The following is a 24,180-nucleotide window of genomic DNA, read 5'->3' as shown; positions in this document are numbered from 1 at the left end:
AAGGAGAGCGCCATGCCATCAGCTCTGTCAGTCGATCTGCGCGAGCGAGTCATCGAAGCGGTCGAAGCGGGATCGTCGCGCCGGCAAGCGGCTGAGCGTTTCGGTGTCGGGAAGGCCAGCGCGATCCGTTGGCACGCGCGCTTCCGGGACGCGGGCGAGATCGCCCCCAAGCCCGCGGGCGGCGACCGGGCCCCGCCCGCCATCGAGGCTCATGCCGAGACGATCCTGGAGAGCTGCCGCGAGCATCCGCAGATTTTCCTGCGGGAACTACGCGACAGGCTGGCCCAGCAGGGTGTCCGAACCAGCACGAGCGGGCTGTGGCGGTTCTTCGGTCGCCACGGCATCACCCGTAAAAAGGGGCTCTTCATGCAGACGAGCAGCAGCGCGAGGACGTGAGGGCGGCCCGGGACGCTTGGCTCGACGGCCAACTCGATCTCGATCCGGACAGCCTCGTCTTCATCGACGAGACGGCGGCCGCCACCAACATGGTGAGGTCCTATGGCCGATCCCTACGGGGCAAGCGCTGCCGCATCTCCGCTCCGCACGGGCACTACAAGACCACCACCGTCACCGCCGCCCTGCGCACGAGCGGCCTCGTCGCCACCACCTTGTTCGACGGAGCGACGAACGGCGGGCGCTTCCTGGCTTACGTCACCGATACCCTGGTCCCGGTGCTGAAGCGCGGCGACACGGTCATTCTCGACAACCTGAGCGTCCACAAGGTGGCCGGCGTGCGGAAGGCCATCGAGGTGGCCGGCGCGCATCTGCTCTACCTCCCGGCCTACAGCCCGGACTTCAACCCGATCGAGCAAGCCTTCGCCAAGCTGAAGGCGCTCCTGCGCACGGCCGCCGCGCGCACGGTGCCAGACCTCTGGGCCGCCATCCGAGAAGCCTTCAAGGCCTTCCGCCCGCACGAATGCCGAAACTACGTCACCGCTGCTGGATACGATGCCTTCGACCCAACATGACCGGAAACGGCTCTAGTAGCCCGTCCGAGTAACGGGTTTGCGAATTGAGATTGGGGTTGAGATCAGGGCGATCCAGACTTCCGCGAGGAAGCTCTGAAGGGCGTCGTGATCGACCTCTCGGCGGCGCACTTCTGGGACATCTCGGCCATCAATGCCCTCGACCGGGTCGTCCTCAAGCTCCGCCACCACGGGATCACGGTCGACGTCGTCGGCATGAACGAGGCGATGGCAACGATGGTCGAGCGCATCGGTACTCACGATAAACCTGGGGCGACCTTCGCCGTCGGGGGGCATTGATCTTGGGAAAGCTATTGTTGCATCGTTTTGATTCTTTGTGCGTATGACGCTTCATATAACCGGTTGCTGGCGAAATCCGCCGAAGCGTCAGGGGGGCCTGGGTGCATGGTCCGACGGTCGGAGGAGAGGTCTAGGACCCGGTCGGATACCAGCCGATCACCCTACGCGAGGCGATGGTCGTGTCGGCCCCGAAGCCGTACATCCGGACCGATCCGGTTGGGATCTCCATGGCCTCGACCTGGCTCGGCCCAAGGCCTCCAGCACCATTACGAGGGCTCGCAACGTGTTGCCGTGACCGACGACCAAGGTTTGGATGCGCGTCGCTACCGGTTGGATGGATTTGATTTAGAAGGGGACGATCCGGTCGATCGTATGCCTGAGGATTTCGCATTCGGGAAGCGGCCCATACGCTCATTTACCGATCTAAGAGCAAAGGGTTTCGTCCTCTAATATTATTTCATCGGACGTATCACGACATTAAAATCCTGGTCTATGATTAATACATACTCGGTCGGAACGTAAAATGCTCCGACGGTCGTATCAGAACAAGTCACCCTCACGGCGTATCCATTTCCACTCTTGCCCAGGAAGGTCGCGCTCGTTGCTATTGGGCAAGAGTAAGTTTCAGATCTAATTAAATCTCCAAAAGCTCGAAGTTGATCTTTTGTCGCTGGATCATCCCCTGGCGGGTTATTTTCCGTCAGGAGAAAAGCACAGATTGCGACCATATTTTGCATGAAGACGCTCATTACCCATGCCCTCGGTTCTGCTCTTCGCCTCCTATAGCGCCCCCTGCCTTCGCCGACGAAATACCGCTTGCGGTACATCCGTTGTCGAAGGTCGATTGGGCGACACTCCACTGATCCTACCCAAACAGCGGGATGCAAAACAACGCCCGCTTACAGGCAGACATGGAAACGGACTGAGCCGACGCGTTGGGTCGCGACCCGTGCGTCCGCTCTACGACCGGGATGGGTGGATTTTTGCCGGTCTGCTTTCGGGAAGTGTGATCGAGGAAGCAGACATTCGCTCGGACTGGAGAAGTCGGCTGCTCCGCACCCATCTCGGTCATCCAATGAGCCGCGGTCGATACTCCATAGCGGACGTCCAACGTGGCGGCTGTGGCGGCCCATTCGCATAAGGGTATTTTACGGAAAACTGATAATCACATCATTGACTTAATATAATCAATACGAACACCACCAACATCAATGCTGCTAAAATAATTAACATAGAGCGATCTGCAGCTTTGCGGATATCGGCTCGAACGCGCCGCTTGCCACGCGGGTTTGAAGTCCAACCGGTTTGAAGGCGCCCCAATTTTTTGCTCATGCTCAAAGCTCTCAGTCACAGCGTAATTCTATCTCTCACTCGCCGCCGCCATGTTCCTCGTGAACAGCGGCCGTCTCGTCGAACCCCTTCGCGTCGCCTTCCTGCCGCCCGCGGCGGGCACGCCGGGCCGGCCAGAGCAACCGGATCAAACGCTCGGCCGCTCGGGCCTATCGAAGTGCATGGTCGTGCAGAGTGGGGCGCAGCACCGTCGTGATCTCCTCGAACCGCGCGTTCGCGTCGGACCGGCTCTGGACGAAATCGAACATTTCGCGCATCGCCGGAGCGATCTCCCTGTAGGCCGCCAAGGCGGCGACGAGTGCGCCGAGCGAGAGGCGCTCCTGCACGACCAGGTAGCCGCCGATCGCAAAGAAGAACAACGGCGTCAGGTTGGAGGTGTAGTTGTACAGGCCCTTGAGACGGCCTTTGAGGTCGTTGATCTCGATGCGTACGTGCTCAAGGTCCTCTGCCAAGCGCATCTGCCGCGAGCGAGCGGGCGTTCGTGCGACCCGGTCGCAAAGCGGTATGGGCCCCCGACCGACCGGCCCCGCCGTCAGGAGACCTCCCAGGGCCCGCGTCGCGTGAACCCGTTCACGCACCTTCGCGTTCAGGCGCCGCTGCAGGCGCGGTAGCAGCGTGAGCTGGACCGGCAGCATCATCAGCGCCGCCAGCGCGAGGGCGACGTTCTGGAGGAGCAGGAATGCGATGCTGGTCGCGAGCGTGCCGCCCTGCACGAGCGGCACGACGACGAGGCTCCCACCGAAGTAGCCGATCGGCTCAACTTCCTGCATGGCCACGGCCGCCAGCGTGGTCCGTCGCTCGGGAGAGGGCTCGTCTCGCGCGCGACGGAGGATGGCAAGGCGCAGGCGGCGTACGAGACGCTCGTTGACGCGCCCGCGCGATCGGTTGACCGCATACTTTGCCAGCCCGCCGAGCGTGAGGACGGCGAGATAGCTCCCGCACAGGGCGAACAGCAACTCTACCTGGCTTAGGGTGAAGCCGAGGACGACCATCTCCGGACGTCCGTCCCCATCCGCGTCGGTAATGGCGCGGTTGATGATGTGTTTGGGGATTTCGAGGAGCAGCCACGCCGCGGGCAGCGTCAGCAGTGAGAGCAGCACGAGACGCAGTTGAAAGCGCAGCGTCGCACGGACCACGAAACGCTCCAGGCACCAGCCAGCGCGGCGCTCATGGACGGCGCCCGACGTCGGCGGCACCGATCCGGTTCGGGGCTCGCGAGACGGAATGACAACCGGATGGACCCGTCGAAGTCCTCCCGACCTCATCCATCGCAGGCCGAGCCGGACCATCAGCCATCCTGTCCAGGCCGGCGCGACCACGAAGGCGAGCAGCGCCAGGAGGTCGACCCACCAATGGCTGTGGGGGTAATCGACCCCCACGATCCTGTGGGCCAGGGCATGAATCAGGGAAGGCATGACCAAGAAGGGCTCCGATATGTTGTCCGGCCCTCTCTCGTGAGGGCTTTGGGGCTTCCCACGCCGTTCCAGGTCGGCAGGGTCGGAAGCCGGGTTGACGCAGGGGTGGCTAGGCCGCGCGAGGCGAGCCATGGGAGCGCCGGTTGAGCCGCTCAGCGCGAGCCTCGCCTGGGGCGGGCAAACTGCTTTCAGTGTGTCCGACGGCAGTGGGCTCCCTCACCTCGAGGAGCCAGAGATGTCCGGCGGGCATGATTGCGCTTGCCAACGGCCCTCGGCTTCCAGCTCGACGGTCGGCCGTGCAGGGCTGGTCAAGGGTGACTAGCCACTCGCATCGCTCCACTCGATCTCGTAGGCGATTCCAACCTGCGGCTCCGTCACAGCGACAGGCCGCGCGCTCACGCGAGGCAAGCGAACTCACATCCAGGTCACGCGACAGGACTCTTCGACCCGGTGCGCCGCCGCGGCTGGCAGCGAACGAGTAGTCAGGCGCGCGGCGGCTCGAGGGGAGGGGCGGCCTTCTGGGACCAGAATTCGTCGCCGGACAGCGGGAATTCCAGAGCTCGTGCGACGCGGGCGGGCACCGCGAGGCCGCCGTCGGGCCGAACGGCCACATGACAGGGGCAGCAGCCGTTGCATCGGACCGGTCCGAGCCTGCTGCGGTCGGAGGGGTTGTCCGCAGCCGATACGGTCGTACCCGGCTCGAACCGGAACGACGTGCCGGACCCATTCTCGTGGTCGGGTCCTATCCGGGCCGATGTCAGCGCCGGGTCTACGAGGGTGATAATCAGGACGAAAGCGAGCAGCCACGCCAGAGCACGGCGCCAAGCGCCGTCGGTGCGCCGGTCCCGAGGCTGCTGAAGACCGATCAGGAATGAGGCTATGAACCGAGGCGTTCCGGTCACCGTGGGGCAAGACTGAGCGGACGGTGCAGGCTTCCGGCGCGAGATGCATCCTTTGATATCGAGCACGCGAGGCCTGACCGTCCTACCTTGCACGTGGCTCCTCTCGACAGGGGGCTTCATCCCGAGCACGTTAATTCGCACGGGCTGTCGTGTCGTGCCGGAACGCCGCGAGGCCGACGCCGACCACGCTCATCGTCTCCGCAGACCACAAGGACTGCCTCCGCGGTGCCCGCTCTGAGGGTCGGCGGCCAGCCATGCGGATAATAGAGCGTGGTCAGGTTGGCCTCGCGGTCGACTTTGAGCGGGCGCGGCACCGCGTCGACCGGTCCCCAGGACAACCCGAACGGCGCGTCGCCGGCGTCGACCGAGACCTCGGGGGATGCGGAAGTGGTGGCGAAGGCGGCCATGGAGGCTATGGTAACCGTGATCGCGAGGACGCGCATGGGCCTACTCCGCTGCCTTGAGGTGCCGCGGCATCGTCTCCGTCGGCCTCTTAGCGGCCTGCGGCACCGCCGCCTTGCCGAAGCGGGCGTAGAGGGCCGGCAGCACGATCAGTGTCAACAAGGTCGCGCTGATCAGGCCACCGATGACCACGGTGGCGAGCGGGCGCTGGATCTCGGCGCCGGTCTCGGTAGCAATGGCCATCGGCACGAAGCCGAGCGAGGCGACGAGCGCCGTCATCGCTACTGGCCGCAGACGGGTCATGGCCCCCTCTAGGATGGCCTCGCGCTTCGGGCGCCCTTCCGCGATCAGCTGCTTGATGAAGGTCAGCATCACCAGGCCGTTCAGCACCGCCACGCCGGAGAGCGCGATGAATCCGACGGCGGCTGGCACCGAGACCGGCATACCGCGCAGCCAGAGAGCGAAGATGCCGCCGGTGAGCGCCAGCGGCACGGCACTAAACACCAGCAGCGCGTCCCGGGACGAACCAAGGGCCGAGTACAGCAGCAGGAAGATCAGGAAGAAGCACACCGGCACCACGACCATCAGCCGCCGCTTGGCCGAGGCGAGGTTTTCGAACTGCCCGCCCCAGGTCACATAATACCCAGGCGGAAGCTGCACTTGGCCGCCGACCTTGGCTTGTGCCTCGGCAACGAGCGATCCGATGTCGCGGCCCCGGACGTTGGCCGTCACCACCACTCGGCGCTTGCCGTTCTCCCGAGAGATCTGGTTCGGCCCCTCGGTCACCGAGAACGAGGCCACTTGCTTCAGCAGCACGGAGATCGCGCGCCCGTTCGATCCGGGCGGCAGCGGCACCGGGATGTTCTCCAGCGCCTCTCGATCCTCGCGGACTTTGTCGGTCAGGCGGACCACGATAGGGAAGCGCCGGTCTCCCTCAAACACGACGCCGGCGTCCCTACCGCCGATGGCGGCACCGATGACTTCCTGGATCGCCCCGGTGCTGAGCCCGTAGCGGGCGGCTTCGGCCTTGTTGATCTTGATCTCCAGGAACGGCAGGCCTGCCGTCTGCTCCACCTTTACGTCCTCGGCGCCGTCGATGCCTTTCAGTGCAGACGCAACCTGATTGGCGGCCTTGAGCATCGGCTCGAACTCGTCGCCGAACACCTTCACGGCGAGGTCCCCGCGAGTGCCGGCCAGGAGTTCGTTGAAGCGGAGCTGGATCGGTTGGGAGAACTCGTAGACGTTGCCGGCGAGCGCACCGACCGCCTTCTCGATCTGCTCCTGCAACTCGGCCTTGGACAGGTCCGGGTCGGGCCATTCATCCTGCGCTTTCAGGATGACGAAGGTATCGGACGAGTTCGGCGGCATCGGATCCGAGGCGACCTCGGCGGTGCCGGTCTTCGAGAATACGTAGGCGACCTGCGGGAATTTCGAGACCGCCCGCTCGATGTTGAGCTGCATCGCCTGCGATTGGGTCAGAGACGTCGACGGGATCCGGGTGGCGTTCAGCGCGATGCTCTTCTCGTCTAGCTGCGGGATGAACTCGGTCCCGAGCCGGGTGAACAGCACGCCGGCCCCGACGAGGAGGAGCAGGGCCGCGCTGACGAATAGAAATGGCGCCCGTACCGCCGCGCCCAGTACCGGCCGGTAGATCGCCTTGAAGGCCCGGATGATGAGGTTGTCCTTCTCCGTCACCCGCCCGGTGATCACGATGGCGATCAGGGCCGGCACGAAGGTCAGCGACAGCACGAAGGCCGCGACGAGGGCTATGATGACGGTGAGCGCCATCGGCTCGAACATCTTCCCTTCGACGCCCGTGAAGGTCAGTAGCGGGACGTAGACCAGTATGATGATGGCTTGCCCGTAGAGGGACGGCTTGATCATCTCCTCGGCCGAGGCTCGGACCGTCTCCAGGCGCTCCTCGGTATCGAGCGCCCTGCCAAGCCCATGCTGCCGCTCGGCGAGGTGGCGCAGGGCGTTCTCGGTGATGATGACGGCCCCGTCGACGATGAGGCCGAAATCCAGGGCCCCGAGGCTCATCAGGTTGGCCGAGATCCGTGCCTCAACCATGCCGGTCATGGTCATCAGCATGGCAACCGGGATGACCAGCGCCGTGATGACGGCCGCCCGGATATTGCCGAGCAGAAGGAACAGGACGACGATGACGAGGGCCGCGCCCTCGGCGAGGTTCTTGGCCACCGTGCGGATGGTGGCCTCGACCAGCAGCGTTCGGTTGAGAACCGTCTGTACCTCGACGCCGGGCGGCAGGGATTTGCGGATCTGATCCATGCGAGCGTCGACGGCGGCTGCGACTGTTCGGCTGTTCTCGCCGATCAGCATTAGGGCCGTGCCGATGACGACCTCGTGCCCGTCCTCGCTACCGGATCCGGTGCGCAGGTCGCGGCCGATGCGGACGTCGGCGACGTCCTTGATACGGACCGGCACGCCGCCCCGCGTGGCCACGACCACATCGGCGATCTCGTCCATGTTCTCCAGGCGACCGGCCGCGCGGACGACATAGCCCTCGCCGTTGTCCTCTAGGTAGCGGGCGCCCTGGTTGGCGTTGTTCGTCTCCAGCGCCCGAGCGACGTCGGAGAAGGACAGGTCGCGAGCTGCCAGCTTCGTGGGGTCGGGCTGGACGTGGTACTGCTTTTCGAAGCCGCCGATGCCGTCGACGCCGGCGACGCCAGGGACCGTTTTGATCAGGGGGCGGATGATCCAGTCCTGGACCGTGCGCAGGTACGCCGTGCGTTCGAACTCGGTCGTCAGCCGCTGGCCCTCAGGGGTCAGATAGCTCCCGTCCGGCTGCCAGCCCGACTTGCCCGGAGCCGAGATCTTGCGCTCGTCCGGCTTCGCGTAGTGCACCGACCACATGTAGATCTCGCCCAGGCCTGTGGAGATCGGGCCCAAGCGTGGCTCGGTGTTAGGCGGCAGGTCCACCTTCACCTGCGCAAGCCGCTCGGCAACTTGCTGACGGGCGAAATAGATGTCGAGCTTCTCCGCGAAGACGGCGGTGACCTGCGAGAAGCCGTTGCGCGAGAGCGAGCGGGTGTATTCCAAGCCTTTGATGCCGGCCAGCGCCGTCTCGACCGGGTAGGTCACCTGCTTCTCGATGTCGACCGGCGAGAGCGAGGGCGCGGTCGTGTTGATCTGCACCTGGTTGTTGGTGATGTCCGGCACCGCGTCGATGGGCAGCTTAGTCAGCGAGTAGCCGCCGAAACCGGCGGCGAGCAGCGACAGCAGCAGGACGAGCCAGCGCTGCTGGACCGAGACGTCGAGAATTCGGCTGATCATGTCCTGCTCCTCAGTGGTCGTGGTCGGCTTCGGCCTTGCCGAGCTCGGCCTTGAGCAGGAAGGTATTAGCCACCGCGATGTCCTCGCCGGCTTTCAGCCCCGCGGTGACCTCGTAGGCCTCATCGTCGGACCGCCCGAGCTCGACTTCGCGCTTCTCGAAACCCTCCTCGGTCCGCACGAAGACGACACGCTTGCCCTCGATGGTCTGCAGCGACGTTTTTTCCACCCGCACGGGAACCTGGTCGTTCGCGATCTCTATTTCGGCGGTGACGTAGGTACCGGGCCGCCACGCCATGTCCTTGTTCGGCAGGGAAACCACGACCCGGGCAGCGCGGGTGTCCACATTGAGCAGCGGGCTGACGAAGATCACCTTGCCGCGCTCATGCCGCTCCCCGCCCTCCTGGCTTGGGGTGACGGTGACGGCGGCGCCCTCCGTAACCTTGGCGAGTTCGGATGTCGGGACCGAGAGCTCGATCCAGACGGTCCCGAGGTCAGCCACCGTGTAGAGGTCGGCCGGATCACCCTGACTGCCGACGGTGGTGCCGACATCGACCTTGCGTTCGACGATGCGGCCCGTGAACGGCGAGCGCAGCTCGTAGCGGCGCAGGCTGGACCGGTTCGGTGTCGCCTCGTCGCGCTTCTGAGCAGCCGCGACCTCAACGGCGTTCAGGCCGAGCGCCGACAGCTTCTGGCGCGCGAGGTCGACGCGAAGCTGGTTTTCCAGGTAGACGGCGCGCGCGTTCTGGAAGGCGGACTCGGACGCCGCCTGCGATGCAACCAGCTTCTGCTGGCGCTCGAAGTTGATCTTCTGAAGCTCGGCCTGGACCTGAGCGGTCAGGTACTCGCTCTTGGCGTCGGCAACCTCCCGGCTGTCGAGCACGGCCACGACCTCGTCCTTCTGGACGGTGTCGCCGAGGCGTTTGCGCATTTCCGACACGGTCCCGACCACCCGAGCCGGGACCCGGGCGATCCGGTCGGTGTCAGGGGTGATGGTGCCGGGGACGAGAAGGTGCCGTGAAAGGGTGCCGCCGTCGGCCTTGGCCACTTGGATGCCCTGCGTCTCGACCTGCTCCGCCGTCATCCTGACGTGGCCTTCCTCGCCCTCTGCCTCGGAATGCGCGTGCTCGCCGTGGGCATGACCGTCTGCATCCTTCGCGACAGGTCTGGCCTTGGCGTTTTCCTGGCCGTTGCCCTCGGCGTGGTCGGGCTCGGTCGTCGGCGCTGCGGCGCCCGGCCCAGCGGTGAACGCGAACAGGGTCGGCGGCACCCCCGCTGCGGACAGGGTATTGCGGACGAAGCCGGAGACGGCGGGCACGGTCGCGCCGACGGCTATGCCGATGGCCAGCATGGCCGCGAGAACAAGGATGCGCATGGATACCACTCGACCGGAACACCCGGCGGGCACGCATGCCGCCGCGGTCGCTCCGCAGGTTTCAAGAAGAGACGGGTCCGGAGCCTTGGGGAGCGACCGAACGCAATCCGCGCGCGGGAGCGCGCGGCGTCACTTCAAGTGCGGGGCGGTCGGGCCAGACGATCGGATGCGATGGAGACGGGAGCGTCGGCGGTCCGTGCGTAGGACGGTTGCGGGCGGTCCGGCGCAGGCGCGAAGGGCGCGCCGTCAAGGTCGGCCATCTGGTGGCAGCCACAATGGGCATGGCACGCGAGGCCAAGGTCGGCCACCGTTGTCGAAGCTGAGGTCTCGACCGCAGTCAATTCCGTGCCTTGATCGTGGCGTCCGGCAAGAAAGCCTAGATCCTCGGCGAGCCCAGCCGACGGGGTGACGAACGCGAGCGTCAGGACGAGCATGAACGTGCGGACGGCGAGTGCCCACCCGCCACGTGCCGCTCGCCGACGCCTATGCCATCCACCGAGGTTCATCGTGGCCCTTATCCACGATTTCAGCCCATGGACACAAGCCGTCGCGCCTGCGACTTGAACTCACGATCGGCACCACACAGCCTGAAGCTTATCGATAGATCCCATCTGCCCGAAACCGAATTCGAGTGCGATTTTTCAACAGACAGCGCATCCCAAGCTCGATCCCCCTTGATGCGCGAAGCACAATTCGATCGCGCGCTCGAGAGTGTTGAGTGCAAACGCCTACGGAAACCGCATGGAAATAATCCCGGAACGGTTTTGCGGAGATCTGCATTTCGATCTCAATTCCAACTTGGAGGAGATTCGGATGAAGCTCACGATTGCCGCCCTGTCCGCCTCGGTCGCCCTCGTCCTTACCCCCATCAGCGCATTCGCCCAGCACGTGGACGTCGGTCCCGGCGGCGTCGCGGTCCACGGGGACCGACATCACGACGAGGTCGAGCATACCCATTCGACGGTCGAGGAGCATCACCACGACCGTCCGGTGGTTCACGACCACCACGACGACCATCACGAGCACACCGTTGTGAAAGAACACCGGCACTAGGTCAGTCGCTGGAAGGGGCCATGAGCGCGGGACGACACCCGGCACGTGGCCCCTTTTCCATCTGCAATCATGCCGTTCGCTCAGACTTTACGGCGGGTCGTTCAACCACGCGGTCCGAAAAGGATCACGCCCATGCCGGTGAGGCAAATGATGCCTCCCGTGATGTCCCAGCGGTCGGGTTGATGGCCCTCGGCTAGCCATAGCCACAGGATCGAGGCCGCGATGTAGACCCCGCCGTAAGCAGCGTAGGTGCGCCCGGCCGCCTCGACTTCCACAAGGGTCAGGAGGTAGGCGAAGAGCCCGAGGGAGACCATGCCCGGTGCGACCCACCACGCCGATTTTCCCAGCCTGAGCCATGCCCAGAAAGCGAAGCATCCCGCAATCTCGGCGAGTGCCGCGCCGGCGTAGGCAAAGAATGTCTGCATCTTTCCTAATCACACGACATCTCTCGCAAGGCCAAGCCAGCGGCGACGACGTCTGGGCGCATTGCATGTCCGGTCGGCCTCGGAGCCGCGATCTCCCGGCGGTCCATTCCTGAACGATGGCTTCAGAACGCGTTCAACGGCGGCAGCACAAGCTGACGCCATTCGAGGTCGGAGAGGAACAACGATGGTAAGGTACCTTGCCGGTATTGCCGGGTTGGCTTTCATCCTGGCACCGATGGCGGCGTCCGCCCAATACTACGAGGGCGGTTACGGCCAGCGGCGTCCGCACGACCATGTCGATATCTACCGGCATGGCGACCACGAGGACGTCGTCGTCCGGCACCATCATCCCCGCAGCTACGAGGACAGGCCGTTCTACGAGGAACGGCGCCATCACCATCATCACCACTTCGACGACTGACCCGGATCTCGCCCGGACGAACGACGCGCAGTCGTTGGCGAATGCGAAGTAGTTTTCGTCCCCGCCTGTCCTGCGCGGTCGGAGCTGTCACTGAGATTGTTGCCTTCAGACGATCGCCTCGTCGATGAGAAGCAGCAACAGGAACCCGGCGAAGAACATCGCCGTGACCCAAGGTCGGTCTTCCGTTTCGTGCGCCTCCGCCAGCAGTTCCTCCGTGACGAGATAGAGCAGCGCGATCAAGCCGAAGGCAAAGAAGCCGCCCTGGACGGAAAGTGGCAGCGAGCCGACAGGGCCGCCAAGGAGTGCACCGAGCGGGAGCAGCAGGACGAGGGCCGCCGTCAGGCCGACGACCTTCCGCTTCGATGCGCCTCCCTCGCCGAGTTCGTTCGCCACTGTGAGGCCTAGGAACAGCACCTCCAACGTCAGCGCGACGGTGAGCAGGATACCGGTCTTGGCGCCCGCTGCGAAGGCGATGCCGAGCACGAGGCCGTCGACAAGAATGTCGATTCCGGTGACGGCCATGAGTCCGACCGGGCCCGACACGCGCTTTTCGAGGCTGCGCACGCCGAGCATCGCGGCGACCCCGAGACTACCGCCGATCAGAGTCGCCCAGATCGATCCCGTATGCTTGAGCTCGGGCAGGATCTCGCCCGCCGCCGCCGCGAAGACGACGCCGGCGGTGAAATGCTGGATGGCGCTGACGAGGACGGGTCCCGGTCGCATGTTTACCGCCACGGCGGCGCCGATGATGGCCGCTGCTGCGGGGATGAGCGTGTAGATCCAGGCTTGCATGCCGGCGTCAGACCACGTGGTCGGGGACGAGCGAACAGGCGGTGGCCTCGTCGGTCTCGACCTGCAAGGTAACGTGCCCGATCCCGAAGTCGTCCTTCATCCCGTGCGCGGCCTCCATCAGGAAGCTGTCGCCCGGATGGCCGGCGGGGATGACCAAGTGCGCGGTCAGGGCCGTCTCCGTGGTGCTCATCGGCCAGATATGGAGGTCGTGCACCGCCGTGACGCCCGGCAGTCCTTCGAGGTGGGCGCGGACCGCCGTCGGATCGATGCCGGGGGGAACCGCGGCCAGCGACATCGTGAGGCTGTCGCGCAGGAGGCCCCAGGTGCTCCAGACGATGACGGCGACGATGCCGAGGCTCGTCACCGGATCGAGCCAGGTCCAGCCGGTGTAGAGGATCACCAGGCCGGCGAGCACCACGCCCGCGGAGACGGCAGCGTCGGCCGCCATGTGCAGGAAGGCCCCGCGGATGTTGATGTCGCCCTTGGCCCCGGAGGCGAACAGCCAGGCGGTGATACCGTTGACCAGGATGCCGACGGCCGCGACGACCATCACGGTCTTGCCCGCCACCGGGGCCGGCTCGCCGAAGCGCTGGATCGCCTCCCACCCGATGGCGCCCACGGCCACGAGCAGGAACACCGCGTTGAAGAGCGACGCCAGGATCGAGGAGCCCTTCATCCCGTAGGTGTAGCGGGCGGTCGGGGCGCGCTTGGCCAGCACCGTCGCGACCCAGGCCACCACGAGGCCGAGCACGTCCGAGAGGTTGTGGCCCGCGTCGGCCAGGAGCGCGACGGAGTTCCCGAGGACACCGTATACAGCCTCGATGACGACGAACCCGACGTTCAGGGCGATCCCGATGGCGAACGCCTTTCCGAAGCTCGCCGGGGCGTGGCTGTGCCCGCCGTGGGCGTGAGAATGGTCGTGTCCGGCGTGGTCGTGGCTTTCCGTCATCTCGGCTTCCGGTTCGAGGCGGTGATCACGTTGCCTAATTCCTCTAGCGACTAGAGAAGCAAGAGCGCGCTTCGGACTTGGTCAGTGTTGGTCGCTGAGGCATTCGCCGTGATCGGCCAACACCTCAATGATGCGGCATTCCCGGACGTCGCCGCCCGAGCACTGCTCGACCATGGCCTGCATCTCCTGCCGGAGGCCGGTCAGCCGCGCGATCCGGTCGTCGATGTCGGCGAGGTGCTTTCGGGCGATGGCGTCCGCCTCCCCGCAGGGCCGGTCGGGATGGCCGGCCAAGTCGAGCAGGGCGCGGATGTCCTCGATCTCGAAGCCGAGCTCGCGGGCGTGCCGGATGAACCGCAGCGTCCGGACGTCGGCCTCGCCGTAGGTGCGCCGGTTGCCTTCCGTTCGCTCCGGCTTCGGCAGGAGTCCCCGCTCCTCGTAGAACCGGATCGTGGGGACCTTCACCGCGGCGCGCCGCGACAACTCCCCGATCGCGATGGACTTCATGTCGCTTGCTCCTCTAGCCGGTAGAGGAAATAGGATCACCTTCAGATTGTGGAAGGCATCGGCAATGAGCGACGCTGCAACCTTGGACCAGACCGACCAAGCTCAAACGCGCCTGCGCGTGACCGGAATGGATTGCGCTGCCTGCGCGACCAAGGTCGAGAATGCCGTGCGGCGCCTGCCCGGGATCGAGGGCATCCAAGTCTCCGTGGCGACGGAAACCCTGACGGTTCGACACGGCCCGAGCATCGACGCGCGTGCCATCGCCGAGACGGTTCGGGGGTTGGGCTACGGTGCCGAAGAGCCGGATGTATCCACCTCAACGGATACGAGCACCGCCGAGCTTCCCTGGTGGCGGTCACCGAAGGCGCTGCTGGCGTTCGCGTGCGGCACGGCCCTGGTGCTTGCCTACGCACTAGGCCACGTCGCGCCGACGACGGAGCGCTGGGCCTTCCTCGCGGCCATGATGGTAGGCCTGGTGCCGATCGTCCGACGCGCCGTCTCCGCGGCCCGGTATGGTACCCCGTTCTCCATCGAGATGCTGATGTCCGTGGCGGCCATCGGCGCGACCCTGATCGGAGCGACCGAAGAGGCGGCGACGGTCGTCTTCCTGTTCCTAGTCGGCGAGGTGTTGGAAGGCGTCGCCGCTGGCCGCGCCCGAGCAAGCATCCGTGGTCTCACCGGCCTTGTGCCGGACACGGCCCTGCTTGAGCGGGATGGAGCGACCGAGCAAGTCCCCGCGTCGGCCCTTAGGGTTGGGGCGAGCGTGCTGGTGCGTCCCGGGGACCGCGTCCCTGCGGACGGAGTCGTCCTCGACGGTGAGAGTGCGGTAGACGAGGCGCCGGTCACCGGCGAGAGCGTGCCGCGGCGCAAGGGCCCCGGCGAAGCCGTCTTTGCCGGTACGGTCAACGGCGACGGCGCGCTTCGCATCCGCGTCACAGCGGCGGCCAGGGACAACACGATCGCTCGGGTGGTACGCCTGGTCGAGGAGGCGCAAGAAGCGAAGGCCCCGACCGAGCGCCTGATCGACCGGGTCTCAAAGGTGTACACCCCGGCCGTCGTCGGCGTTGCGTTCCTCGTGGCCGTGCTGCCGCCCCTCGTCGTAGGGGCGGCCTGGGCCGAGTGGATCTACAAGGGGCTGGCCATCCTGCTGATCGGCTGCCCATGCGCTCTGGTCATCTCGACACCGGCAGCCATCGCGGCCGGTCTCTCGGCCGGCGCCCGGCGGGGCCTGCTCATCAAGGGTGGTGCCGTCCTGGAGCGGCTCGCCGCCGTAACCATAGTCGCCTTCGACAAGACCGGCACCCTGACCGAAGGCAAACCGGTCGTCACCGACATCTCCGGGTTCGGACGGTCCGAACGAGACGTGCTCTCGCTCTCGGCCGCCCTCGAGGGCGGCTCGTCGCACCCGCTCGCCAAGGCGGTCCTTGCCAAGGCGGCAGAGGCCGGCGCACCGGTGCCACCGGCATTCGGGACGAAGGCGCTCGGCGGTAAGGGCCTGACTGGAAAGGTCGGGGGCCTGGACGTTTTCCTCGGCTCGCCGCGCGCGGCGGCGGAGCGCGTGGCGTTTACGGCGGAGCAGGAGGTGCAGGTTTCTGCACTCAACAGCGATGGCAAGACGGTAGCCGTCTTGGTGGTAAACGGCGCTTTGGCCGGTTTGCTCGCCATGCGCGACGAGCCTCGATCCGACGCGAAGGCTGGGATCGACCGGTTGGCAGCACAGGGTGTCGGAGCGGTCGTGCTTACTGGCGACAACGCACGAACCGCCCAGGCCGTGGCCGGAGCCCTTGGCATCGAGGCGCGGGCGGAGCTCCTGCCGGAGGACAAGCAGCGGATCGTGCGCGAGCTCCAGGCCGGGGGTGCGGTAGTGGCGAAGGTCGGTGACGGCATCAACGACGCTCCGGCGCTCGCGGCCGCCGATGTCGGCATCGCCATGGGCGGCGGTACCGATGTCGCCCTGGAGACGGCCGACGCCGCGGTGCTGCATGGGCGCGTCGCCGACGTGGCCCGGATGGTCGAGCTCTCTCGCCGGACGTTGGCGAACATCCGGGCGAACATCGCCATCGCCCTCGGTCTCAAGGCGGTGTTCCTCGTGACGACGGTGGCTGGTCTCACCGGGCTCTGGCCCGCGATCCTGGCCGATACCGGAGCCACGGTCCTCGTGACCGCGAATGCCTTGCGGCTCCTGCGGATGCCCGCAGGATGACCCCCTGGTCCCGCACGCGTCCGCCGCAGGTGAGTCAGAGCGGACGGCTGATGCGGGGGGCATGCGCCGAACGTACGTGGACGGGCGGTATAACGGACGAGGTTTCGATGCGGCGGCGCGCGTTCTCGGGTTTTGCAGGTATTCTGCTGTTGTTCCTGTCCGGCTGCGGCGGAGAGGCGTTGCCGGGTATCCAGATCGGCTCAAGCGAGGGCGGCAGCACGTTCGGCCTCGACTCCCTACCTTTCCGGATCCAGCGCGCCAACGGCAGTGTTCTGAACGGTCACGCATCGGTCCGCCTTCTCGGCATCAGCTTCTTCACGCGAGATGCGACGGGCTACGTCGTGTGCAGCGGAAGCTTCGCGCTAGATCTCAAGCATGCGCCTGTGCCCATCAGCCTCGACTGCACCGGCGCGGGGATCCTGCACGGGACCGTGACGACTGCATGGGCCGATCATGGAGATGGTACGTTCACCGAAAGCTCCGGAGGCACCTCGACGTTCCACTACGGCGCGCCGCTCTCGCTGCCAAATGGTAGCTGAGGGCCAAACCAGCCCGGCTCGTCTCAGTCGTCCGCCCTTTCGGACAGGATCGCTCCCGTTCGCGGATCGACGTGAAACCTCACCTCCACGCCGTTCTTCGTCCCCTTGCCGTCCCACAAACCATCATCGGGTTTGAGCTCGGTGATCGACGTGTAACCTATGTCCAATAGCTTTTGCCGAATATCCGCGGCCGGTATCCAGTCCGTGCCGGAACGGTCATCGGCGAGAGCCGCCGGCGGGATCCGTCCCGCCTCGCGCGGCGTCATCTGGAACCATAACCAGAGGCTGCCGAGAACGGTGAGGATGAGTAACCCACCAGCGAGCGCGAACCGTATCGGTAGTCGGCGCACTGCGGGCCAAGTCCGAACTGAAGGTTCGGTCTCAGTGTCGGTCTCGACAGGCACCGCCAGTATGGCTGTGGCGGACAGCGCGAACACGCCGATAGGCCGGGCTATGTTCTTCAACGACTGCCTGCCCCGGTCCTCGAACGGATAGTGCAACTTATCCCGCACCTGGTCGTGAACCGTATGCGAGATGCAGATCCCGCCCGGCTCCGCCAAAGGTTCGAGCCGAGCCGCCACGTTGATGCCGTCCCCGAAGAGGTCGCCGTCCGGCTCGGCGACCACGTCGCCGAGGTTGATGCCGATGCGAAGTCTGAACGCGTCGTCGTCGGACACGCCTGCTTCACGCGTCAACATCGTTCGCTGAATTGCAACAGCGCAGGAGACCGCCCGGACCGGGCTAGGGAACTCGGCGATCAGGCCATCGCCAGTCGACTTCACGATACGACCGCGCGCGCCCACGATGCGAGGATCGAGCAGTTCGCGGCGCAAGGCCTTCAGACGGCGCAGCGTGCTCGTCTCGTCAGCGCCCATGAGACGGCTGTAGCCAACGACATCTACAACCAGGATGGCTGCAAGTCGCCGCTCATCAACCTCGTTCATGCGCTTCTCCGTGGCTCTCCTATATCGCTAGGACAGGATTTAAAGAAGCTGGAAAGATCTTGCCCAAAACGGATATAGGCGCAGTACCAGTCGCGATCATAACGAGCGGGGCCCCCGCATCGTAGGGGGGGGCAAGCAGATCGGCGGTTGGTTCGGCACGGACGTAAGAGCTCCACCATAACTCTGACTGTCGCATGGTTCCGTAGGTTTGCGGCGATCGTTATTCCTGCGAGCTGAACCTAGCTTCTCGGCTTCGTGTCCTCAGGCACTCGGCCTGCGTAGTATGCCCGCCTTCGCGCGCTTCAGGCTGCAGCCAAGTGGAAGCGCCTATGCGGGCAAGAGCACGGGGCCGAGGCCCGTTTGCGTTAGCAGATGCTCGCCGTGATCGGCTTTACCGTTGCAGACGGCGGCCACTAGCTGAGGGCCTATATTTTTCTTTTTCCCGGTGCACTTGCGGCCATCCCGGTCCACGCGGCGGTCTTTGCGTTGATAACGGCGGCTTGGTCCGCTCACGGCTACGGCCTGGTGAACGACAACATGCTCGGCGGGCACGTTCTCCTTCAAGGCAACGTCGGCTTGCCGTTCGTCCGCCACCGACCTGGTCCTCACATCCGTTCCGGCACGCGTGCGCTGTTCGGCTGTAGCGCTTGACCTTGCCGGATCGCGCCGCGCCTCAAGCCCGACCCGGACCATGCGCATGGCCTCCTCGGCTGCGGAGACGAGCATCTCCTCGGCCCGCCCGAAAGCTTCCTCAAGCGTACAGGGCCGCTCCAGGATACTTGCGAAGGCGTCGATGCCATGATCGAGGTTCTCCGCACAGCCCTCACCCAGAGTGCCTGCGAGAGCAATAACCGGCAGCCCACGAGCCTTGGCGCGGCGCCCAACCTCCGCCGGGACCTTGCCGCGATGGGTTTGGGCATCAAGCGAGCCTTCGGCCGTGATCACCAAATCCGCTTCCGCAAGGAGGCCGTCGAACGCGAGATATCGCATCACGACGTCGAAGCGCGGGTGCAGACTGCCGCCGAGAAGGCCGAGGATGCCGGCGCCGAGGCCGCCGGACGCGCCGGCCCCGGGTGCTGTGGCGCAATCCACGCCGGTCGCGTCCCGGATGCAGCGGGCGTAGACGGAAAGGCCGCATTCGAGCTCTTCGACTTGGACGGGCGTCGCGCCCTTCTGTGGTCCGAACACACGGGCGACGCCGCGCTCGCCGAGGAGCTCGTTGTACCAGTTGACAGCCGCGTCGATCCGAACCCGCTCCAGACGCGGGTCGCGGCCCTCCACGTCGATACGCGCCAAACGTGGAAGCTCCCCGCCGCCGAAGCCGAGGGGACGGTCCTCCGCATCCAGCAAGCCGACGCCGAGCGCCTGGACCATGCCTGCGCCTCCATCGTTGATGCCGCTGTCGCCACAGCCGATCAGGATGCGCGCGGCGCCGTCGTCGAGCGCCGCGCGGACCAACTCGCCCACGCCGTAGCTCGTAGTGCGCGTCGGGTCGCGCCGGTCCCGCGGCACCAGCGATAACCCGGCCGCCGCCGCCATCTCGATGACGGCCGTGCGCGGACCCGATCCGCCGAGGAAGCCGAAGAAGCTCGGAACCGGCAGTCCGACCGGACCGGTGACGGTCAGGCGATGGGTCGTGCCGCCGGTGGCGCTCACCAGGGCCTCGACGAAGCCCTCGCCGCCATCCGCCATCGGGGCCTTCAGGATGCGGGCGTCGGGCATCGCGCGGCGCACGCCCTCGGCGATGGCTTCCGTGACTGCCCGGGCACCGAGACTCTCCTTGAACCCCGAGGGGGCTACCAAGATGGTCAAGCTCATGGTGGTTTCCTGTGGGTCCGTCGGGCCGTTCGGGCGAGGAACGGAGGCCGTGGGGCATTATTCCCGCGGCTGGGATCGTTCGCGCTGGACCGAGCTCAGCGAGCGAGAGGCATTCCGAGCACCGGCCAGATCCAGAGGGCGAAGACGAGCAGAAGCAGGGTGACGACGGGTGCCAGCACGGCGCTGAGGCGGAGGAGGTCGCCGGCGTCGTAGGTCGGTTCATCGAGGGTACCGAACAGAGCTACTGCCTTCGCACTGACCGGCAGGGTCTGGCAGAAGCCGGTACCCATGGCGCAGAGGAGCACGAGGCCCGCCGGATCGTAGCCGAGGGCTGCGATCGGCAGGACGAGGGTCGGTACCAGCACCGTCACGCGCGCGGTCCGCGAAGTGATCACGAGGTGCGCCAGGACCGACACCACCGCGACGAAGGCTGCTACCGACATGGGCCCGTGGAGCAGGTCTTCCTTCACGCTGGCGAGGAGGCAGGTTGCGAGCCACTCTGCGGCGCCCGTAGAAACCAGTGAGCGTCCCAGCACCAGGGTCGCGGCGAGGAACAGGATGAGCTCCCACTCGACCGCACGTAGGGCGGTCTTTAGGGAAACTCCCGACAGTGAAGGGATCGTCAGGGCCACGGCGGCGGCGATAGCCGCCACCGGTGCAGAAATCCCGTGCCAGGTGCTCGTCGCCCACAACGCTACGGTCAGGAGGACGATGCCGGCGACGTAGCCCTCCCGCAAGCCGAAGGCTACCGACGCCCCTGCCGGCACCCGCGGCAGCGCGCGGCGCTCGTCGCCGGATAAGAAGAGGCGTAGGACGGCCTCGGTCGCGAACAGGCTGCAGAGCAGCGCCAACGGCATGCCGAGCTCCAGCCAGCGCAGGTAGCTGACCGGCTGACCGTCTGCGTTCGCGATATAGCCGGCAGCGACCAGGTGCGCACCGGCTCCGATCAGCGACCCCCCGGCCGAGAGCAGGATGACGCTCGGGAACAGGAGCGCGAGCGCGCGCCGGAAGCGTCGGTCGTCCACCGCCTCGGAGAGGGCCAGGAACACCGGAAGCAACAAGGCGGCCCGGCCCGAGGTCGAGGGGATGACGAGCGCCGTGGCCACGATGAAGAAGGTCAACAGGTAGAAGAGCTGCCGTACGGAGCCTGCGGTCCCGAGCACCGCCAGCGAGACGCGTGTGGTCACGCCGGTCTCGCGCAGCACGGCCGCGACGACGAACGCTGCGACCAGCAACCAGATCAATGGATCGCCGAAGGTCGCGAACATCTGCTTCTGCGGGACTATGCCGGGAAGCACCAGCGCGAGGGTCGCCACCAAGGCGACCGTTGTGTCGTTCAGCCTGGTCAGGGTCCAGCCAATGCCGGTGAGCAGGAACACGATGAGCGCGATGCGGCCGGAGACGGACAGGGTCCCGGCCCCGAACCACACCAGAGCGCTTCCGGCGGCGGCCAGGACCGCGACGACGAACCGATGGTCGAACCGGTTACGGAGCTCGTAACGGAATAATGCGGGTGGGGGCAGCTTTTCCTCGGTCAAGGCGGTCACCGCGGACTCCTCAGGCGTTCGGAAATCCGGGAAACGGAACCTCGATCAACTTATTCCCGACGCCTGCAGATCATGACCGCCCGCAGGCGGCGCGCAGCTGTAGGAGGCCGGCACCGAAGACCGGGTCCGGGCCTGGGGCACCAAGGTCGCGGGCCGACGCCTTCAGGAAGTGCACAAGTTCTGTCGGACGCATGCCGGGCGCCTGCCCCTGTAGGGCATCGAGGGCGACCGTGACGAACGGGGCGGCGAAGGAGGTCCCGGTCAACAGGTGCAGCTTGCCGTCCGTTGCGGGCAAGGCAAGGCGCACGCCTGGTGCAGCCAAGGCAATGTAGCCTCCACGCGCAGCTCGTGGATAAGCCGCGAGACGGCCATCGACTGCGGTGACCGCGACCGCCCACGGGTAGGCCGCGGGATAGCTCGGCGGTCCGGCGGGACCGTTGTTTCCGGCTGCCGCAGCGACCAGGACACCCTTGTCCAAGGCGGCTCGACCAGCACGGTCGAGCAAGGCGTTCTCCGCTCCCGCGATGCTGAGGTTGATGACGGAGACCTTGCGGGCAACCAGCAGGTCGATGGCGGTGACGAGGTCGAACGTGTCTGCCAGATCCTGCGTCCCGTCCCGATGAAAGGCATCGACTGCGACGAGTTTGGCGTCTGGGGCGCCTCCTTCGAACGGTCCGTGCCCGACGAGCAGGACGGCGATGGCTGTGCCATGACCGGTCGAGGACGGCTGGTACTGCGGACCGCGGATGGTCTCGCGTTCGATGCTGCGTCCGGCCAACGCCGGGTTCGCCAGGTCCACGGAGGTGTCGATCAGCCCGATGGGTCCGCGGGCCGCGCACGCGTCGTCGTGCGGCCAGTCGACCAGCGAAAAGGGATCGGAGATCCCCTCGCCCGGTGAGCCGGTGCCGGATTGAACCGTATAGTTCTGCCGGTAGAGAGTGTTTCCGTCGACGGTGGCGCTGGGGTTGATAGCGCGCACCCGCGAAACGGCGTGCGCCCTCGAGACCTTCTGCGGTATCGTCAACCGGGCGGTGACGCCCGGTAACAGACCGAGCCGGCGTGTCGACACCACGCCGAAACCCTCTTGTCGCAACCTCTCCAGTTCGGCCTCGGTCAGTCCCGTGACCGCGAGTTCGGGACGCTTGTCATCGTCGTCGTCGTCTTCATCTTCGTCGTCCGCGATGGCGGAGAAACTCTGCAGCGGCACACCGGTCGCCAGCGTTATCATGCGGGCGAGTGGCGGGTGGAGCATCAGGAGCGTCAGAGCGAGCGCTATGGCGCGGACCGGTGGGCGCATGGGAGGTGGCTCCCTGGGTAGGGTGTGAAGTGTCGGGTCGAACGTTGCAGGCGGCGCGGTAACGAGCGGAACCGGGTTCTAGTCCCTTGCGGTTGGCACGTAAAAATTTGCGGGTGGTTGGAATACGTCCCTATGGGGCTCCGTTCCTGATCCCGAAACGCGAGCCCAGATGGCATCGACCTTCGCTCAGGACCTGATCGACCTGCTTCCGCGCCTGCGCCGGTTCGCGACCTCGTTGACCGGTTCGTGGGAGGATGGCGACGACCTCGTGCAGGCGGCCTGCGAGCGGGCGTTACGCGCCCGAGATCAGTGGCAGGAGGGGACTCGGCTCGACGCCTGGATGTTCCAGATCATTCGAAATCTTCGGATCGACGTGGTCCGGAAGCGGCGGACCGAAGGATATCAGGACGAAATCTCGGCAGCGCAGGACGCGGTCGGCGAGGACGGCGTACGGGCGACAGAAGCGACACTGATGCTCGGCTCGGTGCAGAACCGTATGGCAACCCTGTCGATCGAACAGCGCGAGGTGCTGATCTGCGTCTGCGTCGAGGACCGCAGCTACGGCGAGGCGGCGGAAGCGCTCGGCATCCCCATCGGCACGGTGATGAGCCGATTGGCGCGTGCGCGACGACGGCTCGCCGAGGACATGGGATTGATGCCGGACGGGGTCGCTCCGTCGAGGACAGGATAGGATCATGACAACCGACGACATGGTCACCGACGAGACCCTGATGGCGCTGGCGGACGGCGAACTGGATCCCGAGACAGCAAAGCGGGTGCGCGCACGATTAAACGAATGCCCGGAGTTGGCGAGCCGCCTTGCCGCCTACGCGGAGGTGCGAGCTCTCCTTGCGCCGGTGCCGGCCGATACCGGGATCGCTCCGCCTGACCGGCTAAAAGCAGCCATCCTGCGTGCCGATGCAGCGGGACGGCGCCGTTTCAGTGTCGTCGATGGCGGCGAGGCCGTCGTGGCACCTGCGCCGCCGGCGAACCGGCGCCGGCGAGTGCGGGCAGCGCTGCCCCTTGCCGCCAGCCTGGCCCTGCTGGTCGGCGGCGCGGCGGGGTGGACGCTTGGACGGCGTGCAGCGCCTGACACGAACGTCGCCGGGTTGACGTCGATGCCCGCCGCCGGCCCTACGGTCTCGGAGGCACTGACCTCCTTGCCAAGCGGCAGATCAGCGTCGTTCTCGGACCCAGCCAACAGTGCACGCGGAACCGTCACCATGGTCGCTTCGTACACGGTGGAGGGCGGTGGCTTATGCCGCACCTACGACCTGACGTTGGAGGACTCGAGGCGCTCCCGCGAGACGCGCGTGTCGTGCCGTCGAGATGGCGCATGGCGGACCGAGCTCGTCCTGGCGCGTCCGGGCGGGCGCTCCGGGGGCTTCGCGACTGCCTCGGGCGGTGACGAGATCGTGGACCAATTTCTGAGCCAAGCCGGTGGTAGTGATTCCCTGTCCGCCGAAGACGAGCGCCGGGTTCTAAAACTTCGAGCAGAGAGGTGACGGTGGCGGTCGGTGCGAGCTGTCGCGACATCAGCTTCGGGGTACGCGCGATGAAGGCAGGAGCAATCGACTTTATCGAACAACCCTGGACACAGGAGGCGCTGCTCTTCGCCTTGCATTAGCAGTGGGCGCGAAGCGGAATGGCGGCTCACCACTCAACTTGGGTATCGGTCCAGCCAGCCT

Annotated in this window: 20 protein-coding genes and 2 pseudogenes; 8 read left to right on the top strand and 14 right to left on the bottom strand. The window is 66.1% G+C overall.

The features are described from left to right. Positions 1 to 12 precede the first annotated feature (12 nt). Positions 13 to 968 (top strand): IS630 family transposase gene (locus MKK60_RS06740; RefSeq protein WP_243984604.1). Its coding sequence is split into 2 segments (ribosomal slippage): positions 13 to 358 and positions 358 to 968, totalling 957 coding nucleotides; the frame shifts between segments, so codons are not numbered across the junction. Positions 969 to 1,043: 75 nt separating this feature from the next. Beyond that, a pseudogene (locus MKK60_RS06735) lies at positions 1,044 to 1,265 on the top strand (STAS domain-containing protein); the annotation flags it as partial. Between the two features lie 1,170 nt (positions 1,266 to 2,435). Here MKK60_RS06735 and MKK60_RS06730 read toward each other — a convergent pair. The 6 genes from MKK60_RS06730 to MKK60_RS06705 all read right to left on the bottom strand — a co-directional run bounded on the left by MKK60_RS06730 (position 2,436) and on the right by MKK60_RS06705 (position 10,434). Continuing rightward, the gene (locus MKK60_RS06730; protein ID WP_243984602.1) at positions 2,436 to 2,597 is read right to left on the bottom strand and encodes a hypothetical protein; all 162 of its coding nucleotides are present in this window, start codon (positions 2,595 to 2,597) and stop codon (positions 2,436 to 2,438) included. A gap of 167 nt (positions 2,598 to 2,764) precedes the next feature. Next, positions 2,765 to 4,030, bottom strand: a complete 1,266-nt coding sequence (locus MKK60_RS06725; protein WP_243984599.1) for a multidrug ABC transporter ATPase — start codon at positions 4,028 to 4,030, stop codon at positions 2,765 to 2,767. 1,018 nt (positions 4,031 to 5,048) lie between these two features. Then, positions 5,049 to 5,375: a hypothetical protein gene (locus MKK60_RS06720; RefSeq protein ID WP_243984597.1), complete on the bottom strand. Its 327-nt coding sequence runs from the start codon at positions 5,373 to 5,375 to the stop codon at positions 5,049 to 5,051. 4 nt (positions 5,376 to 5,379) lie between these two features. Continuing rightward, positions 5,380 to 8,628 carry an efflux RND transporter permease subunit gene (locus tag MKK60_RS06715; RefSeq protein ID WP_243984594.1) on the bottom strand — a complete coding sequence of 1,083 codons (3,249 nt, stop codon included), beginning with the start codon at positions 8,626 to 8,628 and terminating at the stop codon, positions 5,380 to 5,382. Positions 8,629 to 8,638: 10 nt separating this feature from the next. After that, a complete protein-coding gene (locus MKK60_RS06710) occupies positions 8,639 to 10,000 on the bottom strand; it encodes an efflux RND transporter periplasmic adaptor subunit (RefSeq protein ID WP_243984592.1) in 1,362 nt (453 codons plus the stop codon). Between the two features lie 134 nt (positions 10,001 to 10,134). Continuing rightward, a complete protein-coding gene (locus MKK60_RS06705; protein WP_243984590.1) occupies positions 10,135 to 10,434 on the bottom strand; it encodes a hypothetical protein in 300 nt (99 codons plus the stop codon). Positions 10,435 to 10,813: 379 nt separating this feature from the next. On the opposite strand from MKK60_RS06705, the gene MKK60_RS06700 reads away from it, so the two are divergent. Next, positions 10,814 to 11,053: a hypothetical protein gene (locus tag MKK60_RS06700; protein WP_243984587.1), complete on the top strand. Its 240-nt coding sequence runs from the start codon at positions 10,814 to 10,816 to the stop codon at positions 11,051 to 11,053. A gap of 101 nt (positions 11,054 to 11,154) precedes the next feature. Here MKK60_RS06700 and MKK60_RS06695 read toward each other — a convergent pair whose 3' ends face one another. Further along, a complete protein-coding gene (locus MKK60_RS06695; RefSeq protein ID WP_243984585.1) occupies positions 11,155 to 11,478 on the bottom strand; it encodes a YnfA family protein in 324 nt (107 codons plus the stop codon). Between the two features lie 184 nt (positions 11,479 to 11,662). Here MKK60_RS06695 and MKK60_RS06690 point away from each other — a divergent pair, with 184 nt between their 5' ends. Continuing rightward, a complete protein-coding gene (locus tag MKK60_RS06690) occupies positions 11,663 to 11,899 on the top strand; it encodes a hypothetical protein (RefSeq protein WP_243984583.1) in 237 nt (78 codons plus the stop codon). Positions 11,900 to 12,004: 105 nt separating this feature from the next. Here MKK60_RS06690 and MKK60_RS06685 read toward each other — a convergent pair whose 3' ends face one another. The 3 genes from MKK60_RS06685 to MKK60_RS06675 form a co-directional block, all read right to left on the bottom strand. After that, positions 12,005 to 12,691 (bottom strand): transporter, encoded by a 687-nt coding sequence (locus MKK60_RS06685; RefSeq protein ID WP_243984581.1) that lies wholly within the window; start codon positions 12,689 to 12,691, stop codon positions 12,005 to 12,007. A 7-nt stretch (positions 12,692 to 12,698) separates the two neighbouring features. Further along, entirely contained in the window at positions 12,699 to 13,640 is a 942-nt protein-coding gene (locus tag MKK60_RS06680) for a cation diffusion facilitator family transporter (protein ID WP_243984578.1), read from the bottom strand. Positions 13,641 to 13,721: 81 nt separating this feature from the next. Next, positions 13,722 to 14,144, bottom strand: a complete 423-nt coding sequence (locus MKK60_RS06675) for a MerR family transcriptional regulator (RefSeq protein WP_243984576.1) — start codon at positions 14,142 to 14,144, stop codon at positions 13,722 to 13,724. A 64-nt stretch (positions 14,145 to 14,208) separates the two neighbouring features. Here MKK60_RS06675 and MKK60_RS06670 point away from each other — a divergent pair, with 64 nt between their 5' ends. Together MKK60_RS06670 and MKK60_RS06665 are read left to right on the top strand one after the other, a co-directional pair. Beyond that, positions 14,209 to 16,347: a heavy metal translocating P-type ATPase gene (locus MKK60_RS06670; protein WP_243984574.1), complete on the top strand. Its 2,139-nt coding sequence runs from the start codon at positions 14,209 to 14,211 to the stop codon at positions 16,345 to 16,347. Between the two features lie 107 nt (positions 16,348 to 16,454). Then, complete coding sequence (locus MKK60_RS06665; protein WP_243984571.1) at positions 16,455 to 16,886, top strand: hypothetical protein; 432 nt, start codon at positions 16,455 to 16,457, stop codon at positions 16,884 to 16,886. Between the two features lie 23 nt (positions 16,887 to 16,909). On the opposite strand, the gene MKK60_RS28430 is transcribed toward MKK60_RS06665, so the two are convergent. The 4 genes from MKK60_RS28430 to MKK60_RS06640 form a co-directional block, all read right to left on the bottom strand. Then, complete coding sequence (locus MKK60_RS28430; RefSeq protein ID WP_279604000.1) at positions 16,910 to 17,830, bottom strand: adenylate/guanylate cyclase domain-containing protein; 921 nt, start codon at positions 17,828 to 17,830, stop codon at positions 16,910 to 16,912. A 327-nt stretch (positions 17,831 to 18,157) separates the two neighbouring features. After that, positions 18,158 to 19,648 (bottom strand): glycerate kinase, encoded by a 1,491-nt coding sequence (locus tag MKK60_RS06650; protein WP_243984569.1) that lies wholly within the window; start codon positions 19,646 to 19,648, stop codon positions 18,158 to 18,160. 95 nt (positions 19,649 to 19,743) lie between these two features. After that, on the bottom strand, positions 19,744 to 21,195 hold the full coding sequence (locus tag MKK60_RS06645) for an SLC13 family permease (RefSeq protein ID WP_243984566.1): 1,452 nt from the start codon (positions 21,193 to 21,195) through the stop codon (positions 19,744 to 19,746). Between the two features lie 70 nt (positions 21,196 to 21,265). Further along, entirely contained in the window at positions 21,266 to 22,492 is a 1,227-nt protein-coding gene (locus tag MKK60_RS06640) for a S8 family serine peptidase (RefSeq protein ID WP_243984564.1), read from the bottom strand. 160 nt (positions 22,493 to 22,652) lie between these two features. Here MKK60_RS06640 and MKK60_RS06635 point away from each other — a divergent pair. Then, positions 22,653 to 23,183 (top strand): annotated as a pseudogene (locus MKK60_RS06635) (RNA polymerase sigma factor); the annotation flags it as partial. 4 nt (positions 23,184 to 23,187) lie between these two features. After that, entirely contained in the window at positions 23,188 to 23,997 is an 810-nt protein-coding gene (locus tag MKK60_RS06630; RefSeq protein WP_243984558.1) for a hypothetical protein, read from the top strand. The last annotated feature ends 183 nt before the right edge of the window (positions 23,998 to 24,180 follow it).

Origin of the sequence: Methylobacterium sp. J-092 (assembly GCF_022829325.1) — a bacterium.
GTDB lineage: Bacteria > Pseudomonadota > Alphaproteobacteria > Rhizobiales > Beijerinckiaceae > Methylobacterium.
Note: the sequence above shows the minus strand (reverse complement) of the source record. Positions and strands in the feature narration are given on the sequence as shown.